Below are 26,255 nucleotides of genomic sequence, written 5' to 3' on the forward strand. Positions count from 1 at the left end.
ATCTTCAATTAGTTGACGAGGCTACATATAGGTTCACTTTCGTTACGGCCTGCATCTTTGCCCATAAGAAACTTACAACCCCTGGTTACCCCAGACGCTGCTTCCCGGTGCTAAGAAGGCGTACGGACAATTCCTCCTTCAGGACTTTAACCTGTTAGAACTACAGTTGTTACGGCATACGGACACCTTACTTATTTGTTGACAGGAATTAGAATGTTTGTTTAAATCCCTTCATGGCACGAATGGCAAGGGCAGTGGCGCCGGGTTTTCCCCATCACATTACACAAAGGGGGAATAGAAGGCAGCAGACATTTTTCAGCGATCAGGACTTTAAAGCCTATCTGGCTTTGATGGCGGAATGGTGTTTGAACTATAAGGTTGATATATGGGCCTATTGCCTGATGCCCAATCACATTCACCTGATTGCAGTTCCTGAAACCAAGGATGGATTAAATCTGGCCGTTGGGGAAGCACACCGGCGATATACGAGCATGATCAATTTCAGGGAGGGTTGGCGCGGTCATTTATGGCAGGGGCGGTTTGCATCATTTATCATGGAAGAAAGTTACTTGCTGGCATGCATGATCAATTTGCAACTGACAGAAAGAAAGCAAAAGAAGACCTTGTATATGCATTGTTATATGTATATAATTGAATTATGAAAATCATATGGGATGAAAGCAAACGGCAAAGCAATATAGTCAGGCATGGGCTTGACTTCGCCCAAGCCCACATGGTTTTTGCCGGGTCCACGTTCACCTTTGAAGACACCCGAATGGATTATGGTGAACAGCGGTTTGTAACCATTGGATTATTGGATGGTGTTGTGGTTATCGTCCATACAGAAAGTACCGATGAAATCAGAATAATATCCATGAGAAAGGCGACCAAAAATGAACAAAGACTCTATTTCAAAAACCTCTATGGATGATGAATACCCGGAAGTAACCCAGGCTGATTTTGACAGGGCTGTTCTTCGTCAGGGATTAAAACCAGTAGAAAAAAAACAGCGGATTACCATCATGCTGGATGCCGGGGTTATTAGTTATTTCAAATCAAAAGCAGGAAAAAAAGGATACCAGACCCTTATCAATGAAAGTTTAAAAAAGATTATAGCAGAAGACCAAACGGACCAGCCGAACCTTGAAAATATGTTAAGAAAAGTTATCCGGGAAGAATTAGAGAAAGCGTCTGCATGATTATTTATTATTGGGAATATGGCCCCTCATCTCAGATATTGTCGACCATTTCAATTGATCCATACTTGGCTTTACAGAAAGAGAAATCTGGGGACATCTATGATAAGTTTTGTCAAGGGGAAAATGTAGATTTCCCTTCACTTTTTAAAGACATTCTCCAAAAGCGTTAAATGGCCCATTGCATTAACTCCTGATCTTTTTAATCTATTTCATTTAAGTGCCAAAAAGATAAAGATCTTTTGACCAGACATCTATTTGCTGTATCAGGTCCTTTTGTAAAGGAACCATCACAGAAGATTAAGTTTGGGTAAACCCGCTGACCTTGAAACACTATAAATGATGTATCACGGCGGTTGCCGATCACATAGTCCCCAGAAAGCAAGGACCAGCGGGAAGATCTATTGTAAATGCAATGCTATTAATTTATCAATGCGACCGTATCAGGCAGCCTGATATGGAGCTGTCACCTCAAAATCCTTTTTGGATTTTTCAACAGCCAGCATATAGGCTACAAGCTTTCTTGCTACGGCCAGGGTCGCTCTATTCTTGTTTCCCTTTCTCAATTCCCTTTCATGAATTTCAGCCAATTGAGGATTCCAATGTGGTGCAAGTTTTGCCGCCTCAACCAGAACAGTTTGCAAATGTTTATTTCGTTTTTTGGATATCGGACCACGACTTTCTTTGCCGCCAGATTCTTTTTGAGCCGCGCAAAGGCCACAATAACTAACTGCCTGACGTACTGCTCCAAATCGCTCTACCTCACCTACTTCCAACACCCAGGTTAAAGCCGTCACCTCTCCAACCCCACCAATTGTTTGCAGCCGGGTTACCCGTTCTCGGATCAGCGGGTTTTCTTTTAGCACCCGTACGAGCTTTTTTTGAATATTAGTAAAAATCTCCAGATTTGACCTGCTAAGTTTTAACATTTCTGAGACGGATGATGGGACATGCTCAATGGTGTCCATTAATTCCCAGAAATAGCGTTTGCCATGTAGCTTTTTTTTGTTGTATTCAGCACCGACCTCCATTAAAAGTCCAGAGATTTTATTTTTAGTTTGGGTTGCTGTTCTGACTATGTGGTTTCTGTATCTTAAAATTCTTCTTAATTCTCGCAACTCGCTCGGAGCCATATAACATTCCGGTAACAGATCAACTCTGAGAAGGTCACATATTTTCTGGGCATCAGATAGATCGTTTTTCTTTTTAGCTGCTGTAATCGCTTTGAGCATTTCAGGATGAGCGACCTTGATATCATCGGCATAAGGTTTTATGAAGTCATAAATCCAGCCGGTAAACATTGTTGCTTCCATTGCAACCGTCCAAGGGCGGGGAAGTTGCTCCATCCATTCTTCCAATGCCGGCCTGGTTGCAGATATCACTCCATTCCCAAGAAGTGTTCCATCGCCTGCTTTAATACAATAAGCGATAATTTTTTTGTGGATATCTAAACCAATGTAATGCATACTCATTATGACCTCCTTGTGGTAATTGATTCTGGATGACTCAGGTTATTCCAGCCGCTTTCTAAAGCCATCATGCCGCTTGGAGGTCTTTTTGTAAAGAGAATCTGCCGATTTAAAATTCATTTTCACTATGGTAAGATACCATTCATTACCAGCTCGGAGGATAGGGCAATGCTGGGAAGCAACCTGAGCGCCGTAGCTGGTGACGGAGACATGGGGGTGATATACAGTCAATTGCGTATTGCCCCTCTCCCATGTTTCTGTCCATAATGCGTTAAATCCCGGGGGGTTGGGGCTGGCCCCCAAATTAAAATCGGGTATTATTCCTTGCGTAACTTATGCATTCAAACATCTTACATATTTTTCTTCGACCTGGCTTCTTTGGCCTGAGTCGTCTCTCTAAAATAGTCTCCAATTGCTTTACAAAAGCCGTTTTTCCCAACGGTCGGCCATTACGTTCATGCTTTCTGAACAATTCGATTTCAGATTCCTTAATATCCGAAGATAAAAAATCACCCCATGATGTCTTGACAATCTCAAGCAAGGGTCTTGTTTTGACAAGAACGTCATCCTTTTCATTCATATGCGCGCCGGCGCTACTCCATTTCCAATCCTCAGGACGTTTTACAAGACCGGCACGGACCGGGTTATACTCGATATACCGCGTGCATGCCAGCAAGTAACTTTCTTCCATGATAAATGATGCAAACCGCCCCTGCCATAAATGACCGCGCCAACCTTCCCTGAAATTGATCATTCTCGTATATCGCCGGTGTGCTTCCCCGACGGCCAGATTTAATCCATCCTTGGTTTCAGGAACTGCAATCAGGTGAATATGATTGGGCATCAGGCAATAGGCCCATATTTCGACCTTATAGTTCAAACACCATTCCGCCATCAAAGCCAGATAGGCTTTAAAGTCCTGATCGCTGAAAAATGTTTGCTGCCTTCTATTCCCCCTTTGTGTAATGTGATGGGGAAAACCCGGCGCCACTGCCCTTGCCATTCGTGCCATGAAGGGATTTAAACAAACATTCTAATTTTTGTCAACAAATTTGAGTCAGGAAGTTTGGTAAGACCTTTTCGTATTTCCCCGATGGTTATGACAGATAAAAAAAGCATCTCATCAGGAGTGTTATTTATCCAATTTATGACCTTTCCGTTTGGAGTTGCCTTGACTAATTCTGATATCACACAAGTATCTAATAAATAATTCAAAATTCAACATCCCTCGGATAATCTTTTTGTCTTTCAAATTCAAAGCCATCATCCATTTTGGGGCAATTTAAAAGAAAGTCTTTCAAGGTCGGTTTTTGGGTAGTTATTTTTTGATATTCTTTAACCGATAAGATAACTACAGCGTCCTTGCCCCTACGCGTTACATACTGTGGCCCCATTTTCAAAGCATTTTCAACAACCTGACTGAATTTTGCTTTAGCATCTTGTAATTTCCATGATGTATTCATGAAACCTCCTGTTGATTGTTTTTTTTGAAAATAGTCAGTCTAGTCCATTTGTAATACTAAGTCAATTCTTTTCTTTGGTTATTGCCGGACATTTTTTTAGGAGGATAACAGATGGCATTCAGGACTGGCAGTTCAGGCAGATTGTGGATGCTATACAGAATCTGTTTGCTATGCTTGGCGTAACCTGGTTGCCGGAGGTGGACTGGAAATTCTGGATGGATTCAGCCGATTCCCTCACAGAATGCCATCCCACGGTTGCTGCCGGGATTTCGGCCAGAAAAAACATTGATCACCTGTCAAATATAAAGCATTCAAAACTTGCCGACGTCCGAAAACGTCATACAGAGATTCTGACGCAGCTGCTGGTGGCGCTGCGGACAAGGAATTATTCCATAAGAACCGAACAGTCTTATGAATCATGGGTAACGCGTTTTATCTCCTTTTGAGGCAACCGGGAGCCGGAAAAGCTTGGCAGCGGTGAGGTTGTCACTTTCCTGCAGCATCTGGCCGTTCAGCGAAATGTTGCGGAAAGCACCCAGAATCAGGCGTTGAATGCCTTGGTCTTCTTTTATGACAAGGTACTGAAACAGCCCCTGGGTGATATTGGTAATTTTGTACGCGCTAAACGCCTCAGGCGTCTGCCCGTGGTGTTAACCCGGAGCGAGGTTGCCAAAATTCTTGGGCAGATGGCCGGCACGCAAAAGCTGATGGCTTCCCTGCTTTATGGTACGGGTATGCGGTTGATGGATTGTGTCAGGCTCAGGGTCCAGGACATTGATTTCGGGTACCAGCAGATCGTGATCCGGGACGGAAAAGGGAAAAAGGATCGTATGCTGCCCTTGCCCGAACGGCTTGTAAACCAGCTTAAGACCCACCTTGAAGCGGTGCATGAGATTCACGAAACAGATCTGGAGAAAGGACTTGGTGAGACATCTCTTCCCAATGCCCTTGAACAAAAATATCCCGATGGCGCCAAAGAGTGGGGATGGCAGTATGTGTTTCCCAGCGGCCGGCTTTCCGTTGATCCAAGGAGCGGTAAGACACGCCGCCACCATATCCACGAAAACGGTCTTCAAAAAGCCATCAAAAATGCCGCCCAGCAGGCAAATATTACCAAAAGGGTAAATTGCCACGCCCTGCGCCACAGTTTTGCCACCCATCTTCTGGAAAGCGGTTATGATATCCGTACGGTTCAGGAGTTGCTCGGCCATGCAGACGTAAGAAAACCAATTCGTCTTATATAGTCAATTGGCAAGTCAAATCAGCGGTTTAATCTAACCCCACCAACACCGCCCCTGGGCCTCATGGCCTGGGGGTTTTGTTTTTGACTTGATTTGATCTGATACGATAGGTGTTTTATATGAAACTCCGTCAATTCCGTTGAGTTCTATTACTATTCGGTCGAGCAGTCTGTCATGAATTCTTTGGTTTTTTTATCCATCCCAGGATATTCTGATTTAATGTATTCTCTAAACGGGCGATGCAACGGTGAAAAAAGGTTGTAATTTGAAACTATTTCTTCAAAACTCATATCATCTATCGGGTCTGGTCTATCTTTTTTCCATACAGCGAAGGAATGGACAATAGCAGCAGATCTTGGTTCTATTTTTTCTTCTTTTATCTTTCGGCCTGTGTCTATGCTTTTATAGAAATCATGATTTTCTATTTTACCCAACAGGGAATAAAATTTATCTCTCCAATATTCTTCCTGTTCTTCACAAATAATCTTAAAAACCTTGGTATGTAATTCATCCCGGAGCTTTCTGTAACGTGCTATATGTCGAGCAGCTTTTAGCCATTTGTGTTTGTTGTTGATGGGTCGTCCATTTTCCATAACCAAAGAATCGTATGCGAGCTTCAGAGATTGCTTTAGTTGCTCAAAAAGTTCTTTGTCATCAGAAAACTGTTTATCCCTTATATTTTTTGTAACGGTAATAATGAGAGATAATGCAGCAATACCAAGCGATATTAGAGATATTATAATTGCCATCTCACTAACTCCAATTATGGGTTTGTTTAATTCGTTCATAACTAAGTTGTCGGAATTATATGATTCACCGATACCCTTTATTACTTTGCACAGTTAGGATTGTCAAATGCTAAAAGCCAGCAGTATCTTTTTTCAAGCTTCGATTTAACAGATTTACCCTTCCCACAACTCCGATTCACACCAGATCATCAAGAAGAATGCCGGATAATTTAGATTTGCACCCCTTGGCTTATGTCAATGATATGAAATTATGATTGCCCCTGTGGTGGATCAGTGCTATTTGAAGTCTGACTGGCTTTGGGTCAATTTTTTTTTGTGAAAGACAACAAAAGGCGTTACGGAAAACGGATTTAGCATGAGAAATAAAAAAGCGGTTATCGATGCTGGCATTCCTATTGAGCAACTAAAACTTATTGCCGTTAAGCGGGAAAAGTTGCAATGGAAATATGGTGAAAAAGGTAAATTATGCAATATTGAAGATGCTTGTATTGAGGCTATGCGTGACAAAGGATGGAACGGGTTTCATGATGAAGGTGGTGCACTGCGAATACTGATCAAATGCGCAGCTTTGCCTGATATCGCAAAAATGAACATAAAAAACCATTACCCTAATGCAGGTGCAAATTTTTATTATAATTCCGAACATCCTACACTACCTTTGCATGAATTCACAGGAATGCAGTTACTTGAGAATATTACAAACGCAACAAACAAACAAATTTTGAAAAACATTAAATTTCTACAAGTATTCCAATCGGGTCGTCCTATTAATACGATGCCATTCTCTCAATTTCTTCATCCCAGCAGTGAAAAATTCCTTATGGAAATGTTCAACCATGTTGGCATAAAGCGACTATATGAAATTGCAAAATTAGTTTGCTTACAAAAAAAGATGCCTAAGACTGCATTGGAACATAAACATTGCATGGGGACCAGTAGGGATTTGAAAGAGATACATAAGTGGAAGGCTGCGAAACCTGACCGATTTAGTTTCCCTGATCTAACCTTGATAGGTAATCAAGGAATAAAGTTTTTTGAAGTAAAATCTCCGAGCGACAAGGTTTCTCCTTTTCAGATTAACGCTTTCATACAAGTTCTTTTTCCTTTAGGTTTATCAGGGGTGATTCTTGAAGTGTTAAAGGCTTAAAGTTTGGCCAGGAAAAAGCTGCGTGGCTGATTAATAAAGTGAACAAGTGGTATACCTATGAGTAACGCTATAGTTTTTGCCGTCATAACCGGAATCGGCGTTTATGGATTAATCATGTTATTAATTAAGCGGCGCCACTATAGATTTAAATATGAATTTGGCATCGAATTCCTAAACAACCTGCAAAAATATTGGGAAAGCAGCGGGAAAGATTGGGATACATATAGCTGGCTCATTCATCGATCCAATAAGATGCAGGGTGAAATGGGGGGGCATGGGGTTACTCACGGATACAAGCCTCCATATCAAAACTTCATCATTAAACGTTACGAAATAATTTTGAATATGATACCTGAATTGAGAAAGTGTTTGGAAAATGACCTTCTAAGGACTAATCCCTTGGCATCCCAGTATTTTAATGCGCTCCAAGAGTCTTTGGTAAGGTATATTGGTAGCATTGAAGATATGGAAACTGATTTAAAAAAGGAATTAAAAAATCCAATAAAATGGTTCAGACATGGCGTGCGTGATATTGTGGCGCTTCCTGCATATCTATTGGGTTGGTTAGGAGTTATAAGTGATTTAACTGTAAAAAGGATTGTATCAAGTCTTCTGTTCTCTGCTATATCTGGGATCTTTGCTCTTGTGGGTTTTGTCTCTGCAATATTAACAATAGTGATTGGCTGGGACAAATTTCTAGAAATTGTTACCAAAATATGGCCTTAACGAAAAAGGTAGAATAAAACAAACCACAATTTTATCGGAGTATAAAAAATACCTCACCGCCTGATCTAATCCATCCCGCCACCTCCCCCACAACCCCGCATTCCTGCCATATCATCAAGCAAAATGCCGGATAATTTTAAGGTTCTTCCATTCTGGGATATTAGGACCCTGGGCCGGGGTTAAATCAACCCCAAAGACGCTCTTTTCTTTTTAACCAATGTCAACCGCCAGCAGTTGATTTTCTTGCCAACCTCTTCTTGGGAGAAGAATCCTTGATTTTGATTTTTCTTTGCAGGTTGTTCCTCAGTCTTTTCAAGTTCGAAGCCCTGTTTTTCATAAAACTTGTTACTTTTCCAACCGGCAGGACATTTGGCAAAGATGCTGTGAGCGCCTTCGACCTTCTTGAGCTTGTCCAGCATTTCAGAACCAGCGCCTTTTCGGGTAGAGACGATTTCAGTAATGGTAAGTTGGCGGTCCCTGCGGAGATGAAACACACACATACCGCCGTCAATCAAAATCAGTTCCCCGTTATCCCGGGCTTTTATCAATCTTTCCATGAGTGCCATAAATGAATCCTCCATCAGTTTCAGCCACACTATCAAAGGCTTTGACCATTATCAATCAAATTAATCAGGTAAGATAAAACAACCAAAAAGTACACAACATGCTGATATTTCAAGTTAAAAATAAAAAAACCCTTTATTTTTCTTTATTTTTATTATAAAATAGAAAAAAATGGTAAAAGTAATGGGAGAACAAAATAATGAATTTGAAACAGGCGAGACAACAAGCAAGGCTGAGTCAACAGCAGGTAGCACAGGCCGCCGGTGTTTCAGCGATGACCATCTCCAACCTGGAAAGAGGCAGACACCGGCCCCAGCCAGCAACGGCAAGACGGCTGGAACGTTTGTTTGGACAGATCCTTGAATTTGCTGCTGAGGAAGAAGGGGCCATCCAATGAAGTAGCCAAAAACACATAAAAAAGCCGCTGAGCAATCGGATCTTGGAATGATGGAATTCTAACCAGGGACCGGAGGCAGGCACAAACGGTTAGACAGAAATCAAGCCGGGCAGAAATTGGGGAAACCCTTTATCTGACCCGGCTTTTTTATTTTTGAAACACAAGAGTGAGGAAAACAAGATGCAAAGTTTCAACGAACTACAAGCGTTTCTCCAAGATGTCCAGCAACGCAAGATGGATCTCAATGATCAGAAGAACGCCTTGATTGGACAGCGTGAGAAGCTGAGAGGGACATGGGAAGATGCTGTTTTCAACGGTGAAGGGGAGACCGAAGCCAAGCAAGCCATGGTTGATTTGGAATCCAAGATTGATGATTTCAGCGACCACATCCGCATTCTGGAAAGCCGGACCAAAACTTCCAGCAAAGTTCAAGAACTGGCAAAGGCTGTTCACGATGACTGCGCCCATACCTTGGCAGGGATGAGGAACAACTATCTTTCCCAAGCAAGCAAGGTTGAAAAAATCAAAAATGATTACCTGCGGGAGCTTTCCATTCTGGGAGAGATTCACAAGGTTGCTGAGCGATACAGTTTCTATGCTTCTGAGGCCAGCCGCTACATTCCCGGACAATCCGTCCATGTGGGCCTGAACGCTGACAAATTCAAAGATGTTGCTATTGATGAGAACCTTGTCAAAACAACATACAAAAACGGCAGAAACAAACAATAATTTATGAGGTGAACCAATGGAAAAAGAACAGAAAATTCAGGAATTTGCAGAAAAGAACGGCTTGACAGAAGCAGAAGCAACGTTGGTTTATGTCGATGGCGACCCGGAACAAACCATGTTGAATTTCTCAACGTTGAAGGGTGTGAAAGTTGGCAAAGTCAAGGAAGCTGACCAGCTCAGGAATGACGATCATGTAAACCAGACCAATGATTTACTTGCACAGGCCAACGAAGCCCTGAAAGCCGGGGACGTTTACAAATCTATTCATCTACGCCGAATGGCTCACGGAATCCAGACACAATGAAAAGGAAAACCTCATAAACCTTATGCCTAATCAGTATAATAGAATAACACAGATTTTACAGTTTCCCGGCGGCGGGCGGACGTTTTTTAAATCAAACTATACAAATTGACATGTATGCCGATGGTAAAACCGCCGCCGGGATCACTTCCCAAATACAAAGCGTTTTTACCGGGAAATAAAAGGGATAGGCCAAAACCCATAATAGGATATACCCCGGACCCCTAAACAGCCTTAAAACAGGCGATTACGCTGGATAAAATCATGAAGAATAAGAAATAGCATAACCAGTTTTGCCGGGACCCAATCGGAAGTCATGAGCCGGTTGCTGGGTTCCCCATCTCCCTCCCTGGTCCCGGCAAACCCTTTTTGAATAAAAGATGGGAATAGGGAGATGTGACAAATGAATTTAGCACTCAAGGTAAGAACAGATGCAAAACGGCAGATCCCGGAAGAAAAGCGGGAAAAGAAAAAGAAGCAGAAAACAATAGAGGATAAACAAAGGCAAGCTGCATTTTTCAACAGCCTTTATACTGGCAGGAATATGGAATTTTCCTTTAAAACGATGGAAGAAGTCAGCATGACAAAGCATTTCTACTTTCCAAAGCTCGGGGAAGATTATGAAGATTGGTCGTTTGGAGCGGCACCATTGGCCGCCTTTGCAGTTTACCCGGTTATTTGTTCCCGGGTTGACTTCAGGAATCATGAACGATGGATGAAAATTTCAATGGAAGAAATTGCAAAGAAAGCCGGGCATAAATCTGTAAGTACCACTTCCAACGCTATCAAGCATCTAATTGAAGCCGGTTATGGAATGACTGAATCAATTGAAGGTGAAATAGAACAGCGGTATCCTTTGATTGAACGAAAAAAAGTACATGAGAAGGTACCAAAAGGAGAAAAGCGGGTATGGGAATACCGGGCCGGTTTCATCCGTGGCGACATGATAAAAAGATGGAAAACTGATGATGAGGCCAGATATTTCAAATTCCCTACATGGATCATCGACACCGGATTATGGGCAAAACTGAAACCCAGGGCAAAAGCCCTTTACATTGCATTGCGGTCCTGTTCCAGATTTGATGAAAAGTTGTATGCAGGAATTGAAAATGATGTCCCTTTCGATCAGTTGGACCAGATAGAGTTTGATCTGGAAGAATACAAGGCCCGTAAATGGGAAGTTTGTAACACTCCAACCACTCGGTTATGCCGGATGGTCAATATTGATGGATCTGATATCAGAAAGATTGTGGATGATCTGGAAGAAACCGGCTTAGTGGAGAAAATTGACAGATGGTGGAAGGTCTGGTTGATGCCAAATCCAGATAAAAATACGACAAACAAACATCAGGTTTTTTAATAATTGGTAACAGGTTTTTTTATTATGACATCAGGTTTTTTTAAATTGGATCAGGTTTTTTTTATCTGGGTACGGATTAAATATGGGTATTATAAGTCTATTGTTAAGTTAAAATTAAGTAAGATTAAGCACACTAAAAATATGTTTTTTTCAAAAACATTTATGTTCTTCGAACATCAAGTATGTTTCATTCTTTCCAAATTAAATGAAATGATTGATCCAGGAATAGAAAGAGAAGAATCTTTCCAAATAAATACAAAGTAGAGGTTCATCCAAATAATAGAAATGGAATGCTCACCCACAAACATGAATATGATGCTCTTTCCAGGAATAGAATATGTATCCAGGCGGCCTATCCCAGATGGCGTTTCTGCTTTCAGCAGTCAGGCCCAGGGGAGTGCCGCCCACAAAATACAAGGACTGCAATTATGAAAATTAGAGATAAGGATTTGAAAAGGCTTGTAGATGTATCTGGACCGGATTGTATATCAAAACCCTGTTACTGGCCCAGACCTGATCCGGGAATATTTACCCCAGGACAGGGATACCGGAGCCGGTCAGTCAATCCAGGTTGGATCTGTGGCACAAGGGAAATCCACGGTTGTCCGGATGAGGTTGTAACGGAACGTCAGGTAGGGGTAACAAGCAAACAGAAGGATTCACCAGGAAATAGCAGATAATGGCAAAGAAACCCTGTAAAACAAAGAGCAACCCGGTCAGGGATACCCTTTCCCAGGATAACAGCGGATTATCCCAATACGGCCTTGTAAGAGGAATCCAGATAGAAGCCATGGAAAGACAAGCAAACAGGAGATTGTACCGTAAAAAGCCAGTAAACGGAGTAAATCGGAGCAAATAAGAGTATATTCCAGTATAACCGGCTGTAACAGGGAATAATCAGGGATAACCGGGGAATATATTAATATCAATCAATAAACAGAACAAATGGTTAAACCAGTAATTTTTATGAATACACCAAAAAAAGGCATTAAAATTAAGGAAAACCTAAAATAATGGGTAAAAACAGTATAAATCATAGAGGGCAGAAAGCGAGGTACAGAAATGGCTAATATATGTGTATGTTGTAATCATCCCAAGCGACTCCAAATCGACCGCGATATTATCCAGGGGGTGTCAAATTCAGTTATTGCCAAGAAATATGGGCTTGCGAACCCGGATCTGGTGGGACGGCATGCCAAGAGCCATCTGAGCAAACAGCTGGTTACAGCCTGGCATCAAAAGGATCTGGATGAATCCATGGACCTGCTGAACCGGATTGACCTGGTACTGAAAAGGGCCGAGAGGATCTTCAAGCGGAACTATTCAGCTGGGAAAGATGGGATGGCCCTGAAGGCCCTGTCAGAGCAAAGGCAGGTGTTCCAGTTGTTATCAAACATATCATTCCAGCTGCACCAGGCCCGGCTTGCAGAGCTTGAGATTGCCCAGCGTGAGGATGGGACCCATGAGGGCCAGGAATCTGAAAGGTTCTACGAACAGATTGCCGAGATCCTGACAGACTATGAGCTTATGTTGCTGAACAAACTACTTGAAAAGGCCCAAACCGGGGATACTTCGATTGATGTTGTCCGGGAATACCTTCCAGATCCGCTTACCATTGCCATGCTGGAGATTGAAAGGGCTTATGTCCAGGCTGAAACCCCGGAACAACACGCAGAAGCAACGGAAATTGCCAGCAAATTCATTCCTTGTGAACAGAAACCCGGGGTTGACCGGCCTTACTGGTCTGGACTGGATGACCCACAAAAGATAGATCCCAGGAAACGCCGGGGACCTTCAATGCCTTTGGTTGATGATCCAGCAGACCCGGACCCGGAACCAGCAGACAAACCGATGCAGCGAACCAAGAAACGTGGTCCAGGCCGTCCACCGGGCAGCCGGAACAAGAAAACGGACCACCGAAGGTCCAAGCGTGGACGTCCACTAAAGGCGAAGTCAACTACATGATGTCCTCCCAGGCCATGGAACCGGAGCAGGTCCAGACCGATTACGAACAATCAGATCCCAACCGGGTACTTTGGCTGGCTGTTATCAATCAAGCCATTGATGATTACCAGACCCATCTTGATATCCAGGCTGGCAGATACAAAGCTGACCCATACAAAGCAACGGCTTGCCGGGGAGCCTTCCACTGGATCACCCAGGGCGGGAACTGGTTCCAATATGTTTGTTTCATGGCGGATCTGGACCCGGAATCAATCCAGATGGCTGCAAGGCGGAGGGCTTTTTTTAATCACACCAGCGACAAGGAGACCCGACATGAAACCCATAAAATGTGAGTTCAAAACGATAACACCCATAAAATGTTTTTTCACCACGTTTGTACCCGTACCTGTACGATACGAGTTCGAACCCCTGCACCAGCCGGCGGCCGAAACAAGAAAACAGACCACCGCCGGTCTAAACGCGGCCGGCCCTTAAAATCAAAGGCTACCCAATAACCTGCTATTCCTCCAGCAAAACCGCCTGTTTTAAGCCTGTTCATGCCTTGGGATATATCCTAACCTACCCCAAGGCATCCCCCCTTTTAAATCCTGGTAGAATCCCCTTGCAAATCCTTCCCTTTCAATAATCGTGCCATATCCGTATTGCAATAAATGTCAAGATATCCAAGTAATTTATTACACACAACAGCTATTCCTTGATAACAGAAAACCCCGGCTGTTCTGCAACACAGCATTTACAAACCCTGCTGTTTAAAAAGGTATACCTTTTTCAATACCCTGAAAACCGTCTTAAAAAGGTCCTAAAAATAGTTATTGACTTCTATTCTAAAAAGGTCTATAATCTTTTTAATGAGTTGATGATTTGAAATAACCTTAATTGAGGAGGCCACACCAATGACAATTTTCACTTATGCAAGGGTCAGCACCCTGGATCAGGATACCGGTTATCAGGAAGAAGCCCTGAAAGCCGCCTACCCTGATGCAGTCCACCGGCAGGAAAAGAAGTCAGGGACCAGCACCAAGGGTCGGGATATCCTGGAACTGCTGCTGGATATGATGGGCAAGGATGATAAGCTGGTTGTCTGGAAGCTGGACCGCCTGGCCCGTAATGTCGGGGATCTTTGCCGGATTGTGGAACGCCTGACGGAAAAGGGAGCCGCCCTTGAGATCCTGGATCAGCGGATTGATACCAGCACCGCCACCGGCCGGGCATTCCTTCAGATGTTGGGTGTCTTTGCAGAATTTGAAACCAACCTGCGAAAGGAACGCCAGCTTGCCGGGATCAAACAGGCCAAAGCAAAGGGCATCCACATGGGCCGCCCTAAATTACTGACCGATAAACAAAAGGCGGAGATCCGGCAGCTTTACACCAAAGGGACCACCCCAAAGGTTCTGGCTGAACAATTCAAAGTCAGCCGGGCCACCATCTACAATGTCACGGCACCGACAAAAGGAAGGGCAGCATCATGACAGAACCCAAAGCATACAGCTATATCAGGTTCAGCACCCCTGAACAGGCAAAGGGATGTGGAATTAATCAACCCCTATCATAAATCGTGAGCTATTAAATTATAGCTCAAACAACCATAACAGGAGATCATACCAATGAAACGCACCAAACAGACCACCCCGACCCCGGACAACCCCACCAAGCCCAAGGACCGGGTGCAGCCCGGCACGTTCCTGGATGCCAAGATATACCAGAAAGCCAAGATCCAGGCCATGACTGAGGGGATCACCACCGGGGAACTGATTGACAGGGCAATCCTGCTGTATCTGGACCACATTAACAAGGAGGCCCAGCCATGATACCACCATCCCCGGCAATCCAGGAATTCATAAACAGCCTTTGGCCCCTGGCTTTGCATGACGAATCCATTTTCACACAAGGCAGGTTGGCCCATACCTGGTTCACCACCGATGGGGAACGCTACAGCATGGACTTTTCCCACTGCGGCAACCGGTCAGATTGGTATCAATTCGACAGCAGACAGGATGCCTGGTACTTCGGTCAATGGGTCAATCCAGTTACCCGGCAGATCCTGTCCTATGTCGAGGGCGATATCACCCTTGTTATCTGCGAAACAGCCGACCAGTACAGGAAGGAACTGGAATCCATGACCGATTTTGAGGGTCGGGACGGTCTTGATGACCATGATCACCGACACTGGGAGAAGCTGGAACAAGGAAAGGAGATAGAATAATGAGCGACATTGTCGGGAGAAATGAGTCTTTGCAAATAGTCCCTTGTAATAGTTGTAAACATTACCTGTATGATGGCACCGGAGCGTGCAAAGCCTTTGATCGGATTCCAAAAGATATCACGTTCGGGAGGCTTATCCATGATAAGGTATTGCCTGGTCAGAAAGGTAGCTTTGTTTATGAATGGGATGGCGAAGGTCTACAGCATCCTGAATACAAAATGGTTGGTTTGATGAGATACTACCGGCAGCGTATGGCCTTTGGGGATAGCACGGACCAGATCAATGATGAATTGGGGATTGATCCCAGCAAATCACCGATAGTGGATTGACCCAATGAGAACGCCAGTTTTAAAAGCGATGACCCCGGACCTATGCCATAGTATAGGGCAACCCCTATATCAAGCAGAAACCCGGCAGGACGCCCGGTTTTATCCCAAGAAACCCATAAACAGAAAGGAACCTACCATGTCAACCATGAACCTGGACAGCCTGAACGGTTGTCGGCATCAGAGAAGCAGGGAGGGCAACCAAAAATGACAGAACCCAAAGCAGCCGGATATATCAGGGTTTCCAGCAAAGAGCAGGTCGATGGAGAATCTTTATCCACGCAGAGACAGTCCATTAAGAACTACTGCAAGGCCAACGGTTACAAGTTGGTTAAAATCTATGCGGATGAAGGGATTTCTGGAGGAACCGTCAAAGAACGTCATTCACTCCTACAATGCCTTTACGATGGCCAGGATGGGAAGTTCGACACCTTGGTAATCCACCGTCTGTCCCGATTTGGGAGAAATGCACGGGAATTACTAAACAACCATAATGAGCTTCAAACGGGCGGGATTTCATTACGTTCCATATCTGAGGGAATAGACTTCGGGAACAAGTATGGAAAGGCCATGCTGGGGATGTTCGCCGTTATGGCAGAGCTGGAGCGTGATATCATCCGGGAGCAGATGTTGGAAAACCGGATTGCAAGAGGGCAGAAAGGAATCCCAACAGCGGGTCAACTGCCTTTTGGCCGGACATTCAATCGTAAAACAAATGAATGGGAACTTGATACGGAAAAAGCCCGGCTTCTCCAATGGGCGGCTGATGAGTACCTTAAAGGGGGTTCATTACGCGACATATCAGAAACATTGCGTAACGGGCATAAGTTACCACTGGGTTACCATTATTTGATAACGGTTTTAAGCCAGCGCTGTGGCGATACATGGACTGTCACTTTCCAGGATCAGGCACCAATTGTTTATCAGATACCGCGTATTCTTGATGATCATACTATCCAGAGAGTTCGGGAAAGGTTGGAACATAATAGAATTGAATGCCGTAAAGATGTGCGAAAGTATGTGTTAACTGGCTTTATCCGGTGCGAGGCTTGCGGCAAATCCTTATCCGGTCAAACGCAAATCAACAAATATGGAACACAATTTAAGTATTATAACCACCCCGGCGGAAAGCACGAAAAATGTAAGGCATTTAACTCTGTCCCATTGAAGCCGATTGAAACGGCGGTCTTTGAGACTATTTTTGAAAATATAATGGATGCCCCGGCCTTTGAAAAGGCGATCCAAGAGAGTCTTCCAGACGAGCAAATGATTGAATCCCTCAAATCTGAAATCAAGGATGGTGAAAAAGGATTAAAACGCATCAATAAAGAGTTGGACAGGTTAGTTGATGCGGTATTGTCCGGCGTACTTGAAAAAGATACGATTAAGAGCAAAGAACAATCACTTTTACAGACCAGAAAAAGGATAACTGAGGATCTGGAGCAGAAACGGGATCAGCTAAATTCCATGCCGGATTTGGATAAAATCAAGTTGGATTCGCAAATAATTCGCAGAAAACTATTGGAAGAATACAGCGGATCAGGGCGTTTGCGTGATATGTCCTTTGATGATAAAAAAAACTTACTCCACTTTTTGTTTGATGGAAAGGACCAGCATGGAACCCCTTATGGAATCTATGTAGCCAAGAAGGACAAAGGACCAGGGGCAAAAATTGATTACTTTATTTACGGCAGACTTTTGACAGGGCTGCGGACCTTGAAAGGCGATGATATCAATTACCAGGGATGGGATGAGGACGGCAACGACAATTCCGGGAATACAGGGAGTGGCCCAGGAACGCAATCAGCACCTAAAACGAAGTGTAGTTACAACGGCAAGAGGGTATATAACACCAATTGTCAAGCTTGTCTCCACAACCATGATTTACACTCATGTTCTCAATCGCGGGGGAAAAGGCGTGAAAAGCCCTCTGGACGGGTTATAAGCTAAAAAGCAATGACCGGGCAAGATTAAACCACGATAAAATCAACACTCTTGACAACGCCCAGGGCCGTTTTATTTTGGCAGAATGTTATCAACGAATAATTTTATTAACTTTATAATAAGGATAAACCATATGCTCAAACTTGGCGAAAAGGGAGCCATCCTCCAGAATGACAACAAGACCTATGCCATTGCCCCTCACATTCCCTGCGGGGTTGTTACACCGGAAATGCTGAGAAAAATTGCTGATGTGGCTGAAAAATACGAGGCCAAAGCCCTCAAGCTTACCGGAGCCACCCGCATTACCATTGTAGGGCTCAAGGAAGAGGATATTGATGCGGTCTGGCAGGACCTGGACCTTGACAAGGGTGCGGCTGTGGGCATGTGTATCCGCTCGGTGCGCGCCTGTCCGGGAACCACCTTCTGCAAGCTCGGCAAGCAGGATGCCCTGGGCGTGGGCATGGAAATGGACAAGCAATACCACGCCATGCAACTGCCGGGTAAATTCAAAATAGCGGTATCCGGGTGCAAGCTCTCCTGCTCCGAATCCTGGGTCAGGGACATCGGACTTATCGGTGAAGCTAACGGCTGGGTTCTTGTCATTGGTGGCAACGTGGGCATGAGTCCCAGAATTGCCCAGAAGGTGGCTGAAGGACTGAGCACTGAACAGGCCATGGAGGCTTGTAAACGCATTGTTGCGTATTACAGGGAAAATGCAAATAAAGGGGAGCGTCTCGGAAAGATGATCGATCGTATCGGCCTTGAACCCTTTGAGCAGGCCATTCACGGTTAATCTATTTTCCATCAACACAAATTATTATAAGACCATAAATCATGACCAAAGACAACGCCTCTTTTGCACAGCAAATCAAACCCTTTCGGGATGAAATTGATGACATTGATGCCGAGATTATCTCCTTATTGAGCAAGCGCCGGAAACAGGTTGAAAAAATCGTGGAGGTGAAAAAAGCCCACAAGGTGCCCATTTACCATCCGGCCCGGGAGGAAGACGTGATATCCCGCCTGCGGGGAAAAGCCTCGGACATGGATGTGGACCCCGATCTGGTGGAGAGTCTTTACAGAACGATCATGCACCAGTCCAGGAAAAGTCAGACCCGTGTGTCCAAAACCAGTTTGATTCGCCCCCAGGCAAGGATACTGATTGTGGGCGGTGCCGGAGAGATGGGGCGTCTGTTTGTTCGATTTTTCACCGAAACCGGATACCAGGTGGAGATCCTGGATAAAAATGACTGGGACCGGGCCCAAGGTCTGTGTCAAAACGCAGACCTTGTCATTGTCTGTGTCCCCATTAACGTCACCGTCAAGGTCATTGAGCAATTAGCCCCCCTGATGCGGCCGGATGCGGTGCTCACAGATCTGACTTCGGTCAAGACGCTCCCTCTTGAAGCCATGTGCCGGGCACACAAGGGTCCTGTGCTGGGCCTGCACCCCCTTTTCGGCCCCACCACGAACAACCTGGACAAGCAGATCATTGCGGCATGTGCCGGACAAGACGAGGATGCCTGCCAGTGGGTTATTGACCAGCTGGTTGCCTGGGGCGCGGTGGTTGTTGAAGCAAGTGCCCGGGAACATGACCAGATCATGGAAATTGTCCAGGCCCTGCGGCATTTTGCCACGTTCAGTTTCGGCAGTTTTCTTTACCGCCAGGGCATACCCATTAAACGCACCCTTGAATTCTCAAGCCCGATCTACCGCCTGGAACTGGGCATGGTGGGCAGGCTTTTTGCCCAGGACCCTGATCTTTACGCAGAAATCATTTTTGCCACACCTGAACGACGTCAACTGTTAAAAACATTTGTTCAGTCCTTGACACAGTTCTTTGATATGCTTGAATCCGGAGACAAACAAGCGTTTATTAAAGAATTTAACCAGATCGCTGAATGGTTCGGACCCTTTGGCAACCAGGCCCTGCGTGAAAGCACCTATTTTATAAACAAACTGATTGAACGGTTTTAAAAAACGCAGTCAACAGGCTGTTAATCCGCATCATCCCCGTACAGCTTAAGTTTTTTAAGCAATGTTTTCCGGGTAATCCCAAGTCTTCGGGCAGCTTCGCTCTTATTTCCCCCGGCTGCAGCCAGGGTGGATAAGATGGCCCGTTCCTCCACCTTGGCCAGGGCGATATTTTCAAGATTCAATTCTGCATTCCTTGCCGGTTCTGCCTCCTCATCTGAAATAAAGGAGAGGTCAGGCCTGCAAAGGTAGTCGGTTCTGGCCATGACCACGCCGCGTTCCACGGCGTTCATCAGTTCCCGGACATTGCCGGGCCACTCATACCGTATCAGGGTATCCATGGCATTGGGAGAGAATCCCTTGATGTCCCTGCGGTTTTTCCGGGCAAACTCATCGAGGAAGTGGATGGCAAGTTCCGGGATATCCTCGGGGCGCCGACGCAACGGCGGAATATCAATGTGTACCACATTAAGCCGGTAATAAAGATCTTCCCTGAACGTTTTTTTTGCGGACATCTCTTTTAAATCCCTGTTGGTGGCGGCAATCACCCTCACATCCACGGCAAGGCTTTGTTCCGAGCCCACGGGGGCAATCTCTTTTTCCTGGATGACCCGCAGCAGCTTTGCCTGCATGGCAAGGCTCATCTCACCGATCTCATCGAGCAGAATACTGCCTTTGTCCGCCAAAAGAAACTTGCCCTTGCGTTTTTTATCGGCCCCGGTGAATGCGCCCCGTTCATGGCCGAACAGTTCTGATTCCAAAAGGGTTTCGGTGATGGCTGCACAGTTGATCCGGATGTAGGGGTGCTGCCTTCTCATGCTGTTGTTGTGAAGGGCGGCAGCCACAAGTTCCTTTCCTGTGCCGGATTCCCCTGTGACAAGCACATTGGCATCGGTGGGGGCCACCATGTGTATGGTATCCAGCAGTGCTTTCATGACAGGGCTTTTGCCCAGGATATCGTGGTGAAAGGTGCTGGTTTCCAACTGTTTTTTCAGGTCCTGATTTTCGTTTTTCAGGTAAAGGCGCTCAAACACCCGATCCACGGTGAGTTTAAGCTTGTCAAAATCAAGGGGTTTGGTCAGGTAATCATAGGCCCCGATTTTCAGCGCCCGGACGGCCGTATCCACCGAGGAATAGGCGGTCATGATGATCACAGGAAGGGCCGGGTTAAAGGCATGAATTTTGGCCAGAGCGTCCATGCCGGACATTTTCACCATTTTCATATCCATGAGCACCAGGCCAAAGGGGCTGTTTGTCACCGCGTCCACACCGTCATCTCCGTCCGGGGCAACCTGAACGGCATATCCCCACCCTTTCATCAGGGTTCTAAGCATGGTGGCATGGGCTGTATCATCATCCACCACCAGCACGGTCTTGTCACTCATCAACATATCCTTAATCTTGTCTATTTTATTGATTTATTGTCAGACGCTGCCATGACCGCCCCATTAACAGGCAGGATGATATAAAACACGGTGCCCTTTGAAGGCCGACTTTCCACCCGGATATCTCCTTTGAGATTTTCAACAATCCTGTGAACAATGGATAACCCGAGACCGGTTCCCTTGGCCCGGGTGGTAAAATAGGGGTCAAATACTTTTTCAAGATCTTTTGCCGGGATGCCGCAGCCGTTGTCCGCCACCCGGATTTCAATATCATCTTGTACATCGGCCACGCCTATTTCAAGGATTCCGCCGCTGTCCATGGCATTTAAGGCATTCATGTACAAATTGAGCAGCACCTGGCAGATCCGTTCCGGATCCGTATGAATGGTTTCTCTTCTGGTGCGGATATCTGTTTCAACCCGGATCTTTTTTTTCTCAAGGTCATGGGAAACCAGTTTAAGGGAATGGCGGATAAGGGGTTCAATCCGGGTCTGCTTGATCTCCACCGCCATGGGCTTGGCAAATTCCAGCAATTGGGTGATGGAGCGATTCATACGTTCCACTTCCTGGACCATAATTTTTGCAATTTCCACGTCCTCGGGTTCATTTTCATACTGCCGGGAAAAATAGGTGGCAAAGCCCTTGATGGAACTTAACGGATTTCTGATTTCATGCGCCACACCTGCGGCAAGTTTTCCTATGGCCGCTAAACGCCGATTGGTTTCCACCTGTTTTTTCAAATCCCGGATCTGGGTCAGATCCCTGAATAAAAGGACAAAACCCTGGATCTGATCTTCGTCTGCCGGAATGGCCGAAACCGTCATATCCAGCCGGAGCTCGCCTTGCTCTTTTGGGTTCAACGCCACTTCCCCGGACGCAACGCCTCCTGACCCCGTAATCTTAGCCGCCATGGCAGCCATCTGGGGATAGGCTTTTTCAGGAATTTCACCCAGGATCTTTTCAGCAGCGCGGTTGGCGGACGTCACATTAAAATTCGTATCCAGGGTGATGAGGCCCGAGGGCATATTCTGAACCACATTGTCGGAAAACGCCATAACCTGTTCCAGGGATGACTGGGCAGCCCAGTAAGCCTGGAGGGCAAACAGGGCAATAATGCCCGAACAGCAGAAAACAAAGAACAAAAGTCCTCTGATGACGATATTCTTAAATCCCTGGGCCTGGGCCGCCTGCACCCCGGCCATGGACATTCCGGCAAAAATATAGTGATCAGTCTGCCCAAATGCGCCGAAAGCCGGCCTGGCCGAGCTTTCAGGACCAAGCGGGCCAGGCGGCCCGGGCGGCATATTTCCGTAGCCGTAGCCATAGCTGGGATCGGGACCGTGGCCGGCTGCCCATCCTCGACCTCTGAGCCTGGGATTAAATGGAACAAAGCGCTTGGCCAATTCCAGAACCGGCCCATCCTGGGTATTCAGGGAGCGGCTGGAGATTCGATGGGGATCCATGGGTAACGACGCAAGGTCTGGCCACCCGTCATAAATTTTACCCACCATGGCGGCATCGGAATGGGCGACGATCTTTCCCATGGCATCGGTGATCATGATATAGGCAACATCAGGCTGACCTGCGGTCTCCTCCAACATGGACTGAAGCCGTTCGATACCCCACTGCATGGACCCCAGACCAATCCGGGTGCCGGCCTCAAATGTACGGATTAACGAGGTGCCTGTGATTAAAAACCGCTCCCGGATAAACTCATCCTGCTTTTTAACCCGGTCCAGGGTCATCAGGATAAACACAGGCAACAGCACAACCAGAACACCCACCATCACCAGAGGCGGTACTAACCCCGGCATTTTTGGGGTGATATTTAATTTAAATCTATTCATTGGGTCAACACAGATATATGGAACGTATATTTTTTACCCGATTGTATACCCTTACCTGGATAAAAAGTACACACTATATTTGATTTTTTAAAATATAGTCTGGTATGGTAGTTAGACGCCAATGGCCTGGTACAAAACGACTTCAATGAATACCGACATGAATGGCACACCACTTGCATTATAATTTTGCAGCGATGATCATAAAAATTAAGATCATCAAAGCACGAATGACGGAATATAAACCAAGGGCCACAAGGAGGCATTATGAAAAAAACATTAGCCGCATTAACCATCCTGATTGTTACATGCAGCTTTTCCGCCGGTGCATTTGCAACGCCCCCAAAACAGGGTAAAGAAAAGGGATTAAGGCAGGACAGAGCCCGTGCGTGCATGAACCTGACCGATGAACAGCAAAAACAGCTTCGCGAGCTGCATCAAAAATTTACTGATGACACTTATGAAATGCGTACAAACATTATGAACCTGGATCAGCAGATCCTCATGTACATGGAAACATCCAACCCTGATCCGGCAAAACTGAAATCCATGGTCATGGAAAAAGCGGATTTAGGAAAAGACCTGGCAGTTAAACGTTTGGAATTTGCCCTGGATGCCGGAAAAATATCTCCGGAATTAAAATGCATGGCCATGATGGGCCGAGGATTTGGCGGCCCTGGTACTGGTATGGGATACGGCCCCGGCCGCTATCATGGATTTGGCAGAGGTGCCGGATTTAATGATGGTTCTGGCCCGGGATTTGACGATCCCCAAGATAAGACCCCCTCAGAAAACAACTAATACATACCCACCGCTCTACGATATTCCCCTCCATCAACTACCTTCTCTCCTGTCCCCCCGGGTAACACACCCGGGGGGACCCTTTTTTCAATGTATTATTCTTGTTCCACAGGATTTTCAAGCACGCCAATGCCTTCAATTTCAACCTCCATCCGATCTCCCGGCGCCAGAAACACGCGGGGTTTACGGGTAAAGCCCACCCCTTCGGGTGTTCCTGTCAGGATCAGGGTGCCGGGCAAAAGGGTTGAAGACTGGGAGAGGTAGGAGATCATATTTGCGATGCTGAATACCATGTCGCTGGTGTTGCTGTCCTGCATGACTTCACCGTTCAGACGTAACTTAATGGCAAGGCTCTGGGGCTCGGGAATTTCGTCTGCAGTGGTCATGACCGGCCCGCAGGGACAAAAGGTGTCATAACTTTTTCCCCGGGTCCACTGGAATCCACCGGCATGTTTCTGCCACCGCCGGGCAGAGACGTCATTGGTACAGGTATAGCCGAGCACATAATCCAGGGCATCTTCCTCGGACACATTTTTAGCGGCCTTTTTAATGATTACCCCAAGCTCGGCTTCGTAATCCACCTCGGGCGGATCTGACGCACATTTCGGGATCACGACCGGATCTTTGTGCCCTGCAAGGGACCCGGGATATTTCATAAAAATAGCTGGATATTTTGGGATTTCCTGGCCGGTCTCTTCTGCATGACGCCGGTAATTAAGGCCGATGCAGATAATGGACGAAGGTTCCACCGGGGGCAAAATTTTTACGACCGCCACCCGTTCACCGGTATCGCTGAAACCATAGTCCGCAGACTGTTCCACCAGACTGGCTGTTTTTCCGTCCCAATCGCACCCAATGACTTCCTTACCCTGTTGGGTAATAAAACGAATGATCTTCATTTAAGGCTCCTTTATTCTTTTTATTTCATGGGTTATATTCATAGCCGGAAATCAACACATCCGGCAAGGAAAAAATGAAATCTATTTTCACAGGCAGTATACACAATGAAAACAGCAGAAAGCAGGCCGATCTCATCCTGGTGGTCCTGGCTTCCCAGTCCGTCAGGGCGGTTATTGAGACAGGCCCTGACGGCTTGTGCAATATCCTTGTACCCGATGACGATGTTTTTAAGGCCCAACAGCAACTGAAAAAATACGCAAGGGAAAACAAGGAGATCCCAAGGCAGCCCCCCGATGTGCCGACCAGGATTTTTTTCTCCCCCGCCGCCCTGATAACGGCCTTTTTTCTATCAGCCATCCATTACATCATCACTACCCGGGGCCTCCACAGCGGTTATGGCGGCGGCGGGACTCCTTGGGGCCCGGCGCATGACCATTGGCGAAAAATCAGGTCAATCCGTATGTCCAAAACTCAAAGGAGTGGCCCCCTTTGCCGCGGCAGCCACACTTACCGCCATGTTCAGCCATGGTGAAAATACCGACGTATCTGCCCACCTGTTTGGTTTTCTTGCCGGTACCGGAATCGGCCTGTGTTATTATCCGTTGTCTGCACCGTTATCAGGTCCGGTAATCGGCCGGATCAGTTTGGGCATTGTCCTGGTAATTTTGTGCACGGCGTTTCTCCAGGGTCTTTTGACCTTTCTGCCGGGGTAACGGGTTGGGGACCCTTTACTTTTTAATGGACCGGTTAAGCTTTCGGACAAAACTGACCGGTACGGCATAGGCGATTCCCGTGGGCTCTTTAAGGACGTATTCTTTTTTCCCTTTGACAAAAACCTTATTGATCACTCCGACAACTTCTCCGGTGGCAATCCGATAGACCGGGCTTCCGCTGTTCCCCGGAAAGGCAACGGCATCAAGCTGGATAATCTCCCATGGGTCTTCAAGGTATTTGATCATCTCTCCTTTGATCAGGCTGCCGTGGGGGGTGGGCAGAATAACCGGCGCAATGGCCGAAACAATACCTGTGTGGGTGGTTGCATTGAGGCCGAGCACAAAACCGATGGGATATCCGGTAATCGCCACCTGGTGCCCCTCTTTGAGGGCACCATCCGCCGCCATGGGCAAGGGATCCAATTTGCCTGCCATCTCCAGTATGGCCAGGTCGTGGAAAGGGTCTTCGGCGAGCAAGACGGCTTTAACCCCTTTGCCCGACAAATTTTTGTGAAAAATACGCAGATGGAACATGAGTTTCTTTTCTTTAATGGCCTCGAGTACATGCTGGTTGGTGACGATTCTGCTGCCGTCCCCGATGGCAAAGCCGGTACCCAAAAACCGGGTCATGGGGACATCCTTATAATAATAGGTGCCCACGGATACGGTGGAGGCTTTTATTTTTGACACCAGGTCGGCCATGTACGCATCCCGTTCCCGAAACAAAGCATGTTCCTGGGCGGATGCAGGGGAAACAAGAACAACAAGAACAACCGTGATTATGGTAAAATAGACCCTCATGACATTTACTTACCGGTTAATGACCGAGTTGTCCATATTTTAAAACGCCGCCACCAG

At 46.1% G+C, this 26,255-nt stretch carries 32 protein-coding genes and 1 pseudogene; 24 read left to right on the forward strand and 9 right to left on the reverse strand.

Annotated features, from left to right (window positions below):
• The first annotated feature begins 242 nt into the window (after nucleotides 1–242).
• The 3 genes from DESPODRAFT_RS18200 to DESPODRAFT_RS18210 are packed head-to-tail and all read left to right on the forward strand — an operon-like array spanning nucleotide 243 to nucleotide 1,199.
• Nucleotides 243–662 carry a transposase gene (locus DESPODRAFT_RS18200; RefSeq protein ID WP_245531966.1) on the forward strand — a complete coding sequence of 140 codons (420 nt, stop codon included), beginning with the start codon at nucleotides 243–245 and terminating at the stop codon, nucleotides 660–662.
• A complete protein-coding gene (locus DESPODRAFT_RS18205; RefSeq protein ID WP_004075691.1) occupies nucleotides 659–931 on the forward strand; it encodes a BrnT family toxin in 273 nt (90 codons plus the stop codon). Before DESPODRAFT_RS18200 ends, DESPODRAFT_RS18205 begins: the two co-directional genes overlap by 4 nt.
• Nucleotides 894–1,199: a BrnA antitoxin family protein gene (locus DESPODRAFT_RS18210; RefSeq protein WP_004075692.1), complete on the forward strand. Its 306-nt coding sequence runs from the start codon at nucleotides 894–896 to the stop codon at nucleotides 1,197–1,199. The genes DESPODRAFT_RS18205 and DESPODRAFT_RS18210 overlap by 38 nt, the downstream gene beginning before the upstream one ends.
• 440 nt (nucleotides 1,200–1,639) lie before the next feature.
• Here DESPODRAFT_RS18210 and DESPODRAFT_RS18215 read toward each other — a convergent pair whose 3' ends face one another.
• The 3 genes from DESPODRAFT_RS18215 to DESPODRAFT_RS18230 form a co-directional block, all read right to left on the reverse strand.
• A complete protein-coding gene (locus tag DESPODRAFT_RS18215; protein ID WP_004075694.1) occupies nucleotides 1,640–2,668 on the reverse strand; it encodes an IS110 family RNA-guided transposase in 1,029 nt (342 codons plus the stop codon).
• Between the two features lie 301 nt (nucleotides 2,669–2,969).
• Nucleotides 2,970–3,677, reverse strand: coding sequence for a transposase (locus DESPODRAFT_RS18225; protein ID WP_004075695.1), 708 nt, complete (start codon nucleotides 3,675–3,677; stop codon nucleotides 2,970–2,972).
• Between the two features lie 199 nt (nucleotides 3,678–3,876).
• Nucleotides 3,877–4,128, reverse strand: a complete 252-nt coding sequence (locus DESPODRAFT_RS18230; protein WP_004075696.1) for a type II toxin-antitoxin system Phd/YefM family antitoxin — start codon at nucleotides 4,126–4,128, stop codon at nucleotides 3,877–3,879.
• A 143-nt stretch (nucleotides 4,129–4,271) separates the two neighbouring features.
• Between DESPODRAFT_RS18230 and DESPODRAFT_RS20725 the strand changes: the two genes are divergently transcribed.
• Together DESPODRAFT_RS20725 and DESPODRAFT_RS19765 are read left to right on the forward strand one after the other, a co-directional pair.
• The gene (locus DESPODRAFT_RS20725) at nucleotides 4,272–4,574 is read left to right on the forward strand and encodes a hypothetical protein (RefSeq protein ID WP_216594028.1); all 303 of its coding nucleotides are present in this window, start codon (nucleotides 4,272–4,274) and stop codon (nucleotides 4,572–4,574) included.
• A 15-nt stretch (nucleotides 4,575–4,589) separates the two neighbouring features.
• Nucleotides 4,590–5,372: pseudogene (locus DESPODRAFT_RS19765) on the forward strand (integron integrase); the annotation flags it as partial.
• Between the two features lie 149 nt (nucleotides 5,373–5,521).
• On the opposite strand, the gene DESPODRAFT_RS18240 reads toward DESPODRAFT_RS19765, so the two are convergent.
• Nucleotides 5,522–6,118: a hypothetical protein gene (locus tag DESPODRAFT_RS18240; RefSeq protein WP_004075697.1), complete on the reverse strand. Its 597-nt coding sequence runs from the start codon at nucleotides 6,116–6,118 to the stop codon at nucleotides 5,522–5,524.
• A 355-nt stretch (nucleotides 6,119–6,473) separates the two neighbouring features.
• On the opposite strand from DESPODRAFT_RS18240, the gene DESPODRAFT_RS18245 reads away from it, so the two are divergent.
• Nucleotides 6,474–7,265 carry a VRR-NUC domain-containing protein gene (locus DESPODRAFT_RS18245; protein WP_004075698.1) on the forward strand — a complete coding sequence of 264 codons (792 nt, stop codon included), beginning with the start codon at nucleotides 6,474–6,476 and terminating at the stop codon, nucleotides 7,263–7,265.
• 57 nt (nucleotides 7,266–7,322) lie between these two features.
• On the forward strand, nucleotides 7,323–7,991 hold the full coding sequence (locus tag DESPODRAFT_RS18250) for a hypothetical protein (RefSeq protein WP_004075699.1): 669 nt from the start codon (nucleotides 7,323–7,325) through the stop codon (nucleotides 7,989–7,991).
• Between the two features lie 179 nt (nucleotides 7,992–8,170).
• On the opposite strand, the gene DESPODRAFT_RS18255 is transcribed toward DESPODRAFT_RS18250, so the two are convergent.
• Nucleotides 8,171–8,548, reverse strand: a complete 378-nt coding sequence (locus DESPODRAFT_RS18255; RefSeq protein WP_245531967.1) for a GNAT family protein — start codon at nucleotides 8,546–8,548, stop codon at nucleotides 8,171–8,173.
• Between the two features lie 206 nt (nucleotides 8,549–8,754).
• On the opposite strand from DESPODRAFT_RS18255, the gene DESPODRAFT_RS18260 reads away from it, so the two are divergent.
• The 14 genes from DESPODRAFT_RS18260 to tyrA all read left to right on the forward strand — a co-directional run bounded on the left by DESPODRAFT_RS18260 (nucleotide 8,755) and on the right by tyrA (nucleotide 19,757).
• The gene (locus DESPODRAFT_RS18260; RefSeq protein WP_004075701.1) at nucleotides 8,755–8,952 is read left to right on the forward strand and encodes a helix-turn-helix transcriptional regulator; all 198 of its coding nucleotides are present in this window, start codon (nucleotides 8,755–8,757) and stop codon (nucleotides 8,950–8,952) included.
• Nucleotides 8,953–9,132: 180 nt separating this feature from the next.
• The gene (locus DESPODRAFT_RS18265; RefSeq protein ID WP_004075702.1) at nucleotides 9,133–9,681 is read left to right on the forward strand and encodes a hypothetical protein; all 549 of its coding nucleotides are present in this window, start codon (nucleotides 9,133–9,135) and stop codon (nucleotides 9,679–9,681) included.
• A 16-nt stretch (nucleotides 9,682–9,697) separates the two neighbouring features.
• Nucleotides 9,698–9,985: a hypothetical protein gene (locus DESPODRAFT_RS18270; RefSeq protein WP_004072292.1), complete on the forward strand. Its 288-nt coding sequence runs from the start codon at nucleotides 9,698–9,700 to the stop codon at nucleotides 9,983–9,985.
• 400 nt (nucleotides 9,986–10,385) lie between these two features.
• Nucleotides 10,386–11,342, forward strand: coding sequence for a helix-turn-helix domain-containing protein (locus DESPODRAFT_RS18275; RefSeq protein WP_004075703.1), 957 nt, complete (start codon nucleotides 10,386–10,388; stop codon nucleotides 11,340–11,342).
• 1,062 nt (nucleotides 11,343–12,404) lie between these two features.
• A complete protein-coding gene (locus DESPODRAFT_RS18290; RefSeq protein ID WP_004075707.1) occupies nucleotides 12,405–13,307 on the forward strand; it encodes a hypothetical protein in 903 nt (300 codons plus the stop codon).
• Nucleotides 13,304–13,639, forward strand: coding sequence for a hypothetical protein (locus DESPODRAFT_RS18295; RefSeq protein WP_004075708.1), 336 nt, complete (start codon nucleotides 13,304–13,306; stop codon nucleotides 13,637–13,639). Before DESPODRAFT_RS18290 ends, DESPODRAFT_RS18295 begins: the two co-directional genes overlap by 4 nt.
• Nucleotides 13,620–13,781, forward strand: coding sequence for a hypothetical protein (locus DESPODRAFT_RS20210; RefSeq protein WP_004075709.1), 162 nt, complete (start codon nucleotides 13,620–13,622; stop codon nucleotides 13,779–13,781). Before DESPODRAFT_RS18295 ends, DESPODRAFT_RS20210 begins: the two co-directional genes overlap by 20 nt.
• Nucleotides 13,782–14,200: 419 nt before the next feature.
• Nucleotides 14,201–14,776, forward strand: a complete 576-nt coding sequence (locus tag DESPODRAFT_RS18300) for a recombinase family protein (RefSeq protein ID WP_004075710.1) — start codon at nucleotides 14,201–14,203, stop codon at nucleotides 14,774–14,776.
• Nucleotides 14,777–14,911: 135 nt separating this feature from the next.
• Nucleotides 14,912–15,115 (forward strand): hypothetical protein, encoded by a 204-nt coding sequence (locus DESPODRAFT_RS18305; RefSeq protein ID WP_004075711.1) that lies wholly within the window; start codon nucleotides 14,912–14,914, stop codon nucleotides 15,113–15,115.
• A complete protein-coding gene (locus DESPODRAFT_RS18310; RefSeq protein WP_004075712.1) occupies nucleotides 15,112–15,510 on the forward strand; it encodes a hypothetical protein in 399 nt (132 codons plus the stop codon). The genes DESPODRAFT_RS18305 and DESPODRAFT_RS18310 overlap by 4 nt, the downstream gene beginning before the upstream one ends.
• Nucleotides 15,510–15,839 (forward strand): hypothetical protein, encoded by a 330-nt coding sequence (locus DESPODRAFT_RS18315; RefSeq protein WP_004075713.1) that lies wholly within the window; start codon nucleotides 15,510–15,512, stop codon nucleotides 15,837–15,839. Before DESPODRAFT_RS18310 ends, DESPODRAFT_RS18315 begins: the two co-directional genes overlap by 1 nt.
• Nucleotides 15,840–16,043: 204 nt before the next feature.
• Nucleotides 16,044–17,786, forward strand: coding sequence for a recombinase family protein (locus DESPODRAFT_RS22015; RefSeq protein ID WP_004075714.1), 1,743 nt, complete (start codon nucleotides 16,044–16,046; stop codon nucleotides 17,784–17,786).
• A 127-nt stretch (nucleotides 17,787–17,913) separates the two neighbouring features.
• Nucleotides 17,914–18,573, forward strand: coding sequence for a ferredoxin-like domain-containing protein (locus tag DESPODRAFT_RS18330; protein WP_004075715.1), 660 nt, complete (start codon nucleotides 17,914–17,916; stop codon nucleotides 18,571–18,573).
• Nucleotides 18,574–18,614: 41 nt separating this feature from the next.
• Nucleotides 18,615–19,757, forward strand: coding sequence for a bifunctional chorismate mutase/prephenate dehydrogenase (gene tyrA, locus DESPODRAFT_RS18335; protein ID WP_004075716.1), 1,143 nt, complete (start codon nucleotides 18,615–18,617; stop codon nucleotides 19,755–19,757).
• A 20-nt stretch (nucleotides 19,758–19,777) separates the two neighbouring features.
• On the opposite strand, the gene DESPODRAFT_RS18340 is transcribed toward tyrA, so the two are convergent.
• Nucleotides 19,778–21,139, reverse strand: coding sequence for a sigma-54-dependent transcriptional regulator (locus tag DESPODRAFT_RS18340; RefSeq protein ID WP_004075717.1), 1,362 nt, complete (start codon nucleotides 21,137–21,139; stop codon nucleotides 19,778–19,780).
• Between the two features lie 20 nt (nucleotides 21,140–21,159).
• Complete coding sequence (locus tag DESPODRAFT_RS18345; RefSeq protein ID WP_004075718.1) at nucleotides 21,160–22,986, reverse strand: ATP-binding protein; 1,827 nt, start codon at nucleotides 22,984–22,986, stop codon at nucleotides 21,160–21,162.
• Between the two features lie 264 nt (nucleotides 22,987–23,250).
• Between DESPODRAFT_RS18345 and DESPODRAFT_RS18350 the strand changes: the two genes are divergently transcribed.
• On the forward strand, nucleotides 23,251–23,784 hold the full coding sequence (locus DESPODRAFT_RS18350) for a Spy/CpxP family protein refolding chaperone (RefSeq protein ID WP_004075719.1): 534 nt from the start codon (nucleotides 23,251–23,253) through the stop codon (nucleotides 23,782–23,784).
• Nucleotides 23,785–23,879: 95 nt separating this feature from the next.
• On the opposite strand, the gene DESPODRAFT_RS18355 is transcribed toward DESPODRAFT_RS18350, so the two are convergent.
• Nucleotides 23,880–24,683, reverse strand: coding sequence for a fumarylacetoacetate hydrolase family protein (locus DESPODRAFT_RS18355; protein WP_004075720.1), 804 nt, complete (start codon nucleotides 24,681–24,683; stop codon nucleotides 23,880–23,882).
• A 74-nt stretch (nucleotides 24,684–24,757) separates the two neighbouring features.
• Between DESPODRAFT_RS18355 and DESPODRAFT_RS21630 the strand changes: the two genes are divergently transcribed.
• Both DESPODRAFT_RS21630 and DESPODRAFT_RS18365 read left to right on the forward strand, forming a co-directional pair.
• Complete coding sequence (locus DESPODRAFT_RS21630; protein WP_004075721.1) at nucleotides 24,758–25,216, forward strand: hypothetical protein; 459 nt, start codon at nucleotides 24,758–24,760, stop codon at nucleotides 25,214–25,216.
• Entirely contained in the window at nucleotides 25,113–25,397 is a 285-nt protein-coding gene (locus DESPODRAFT_RS18365; protein ID WP_337833568.1) for a hypothetical protein, read from the forward strand. The genes DESPODRAFT_RS21630 and DESPODRAFT_RS18365 overlap by 104 nt, the downstream gene beginning before the upstream one ends.
• Before the next feature lie 15 nt (nucleotides 25,398–25,412).
• Here the strand turns inward: DESPODRAFT_RS18365 and DESPODRAFT_RS18370 are convergent, their stop codons facing one another.
• On the reverse strand, nucleotides 25,413–26,198 hold the full coding sequence (locus DESPODRAFT_RS18370; protein ID WP_004075722.1) for a S1 family peptidase: 786 nt from the start codon (nucleotides 26,196–26,198) through the stop codon (nucleotides 25,413–25,415).
• Nucleotides 26,199–26,255 lie beyond the last annotated feature (57 nt).

The sequence above is a fragment of the Desulfobacter postgatei 2ac9 genome, from assembly GCF_000233695.2.
Classification (GTDB): Bacteria; Desulfobacterota; Desulfobacteria; order Desulfobacterales; family Desulfobacteraceae; genus Desulfobacter; species Desulfobacter postgatei.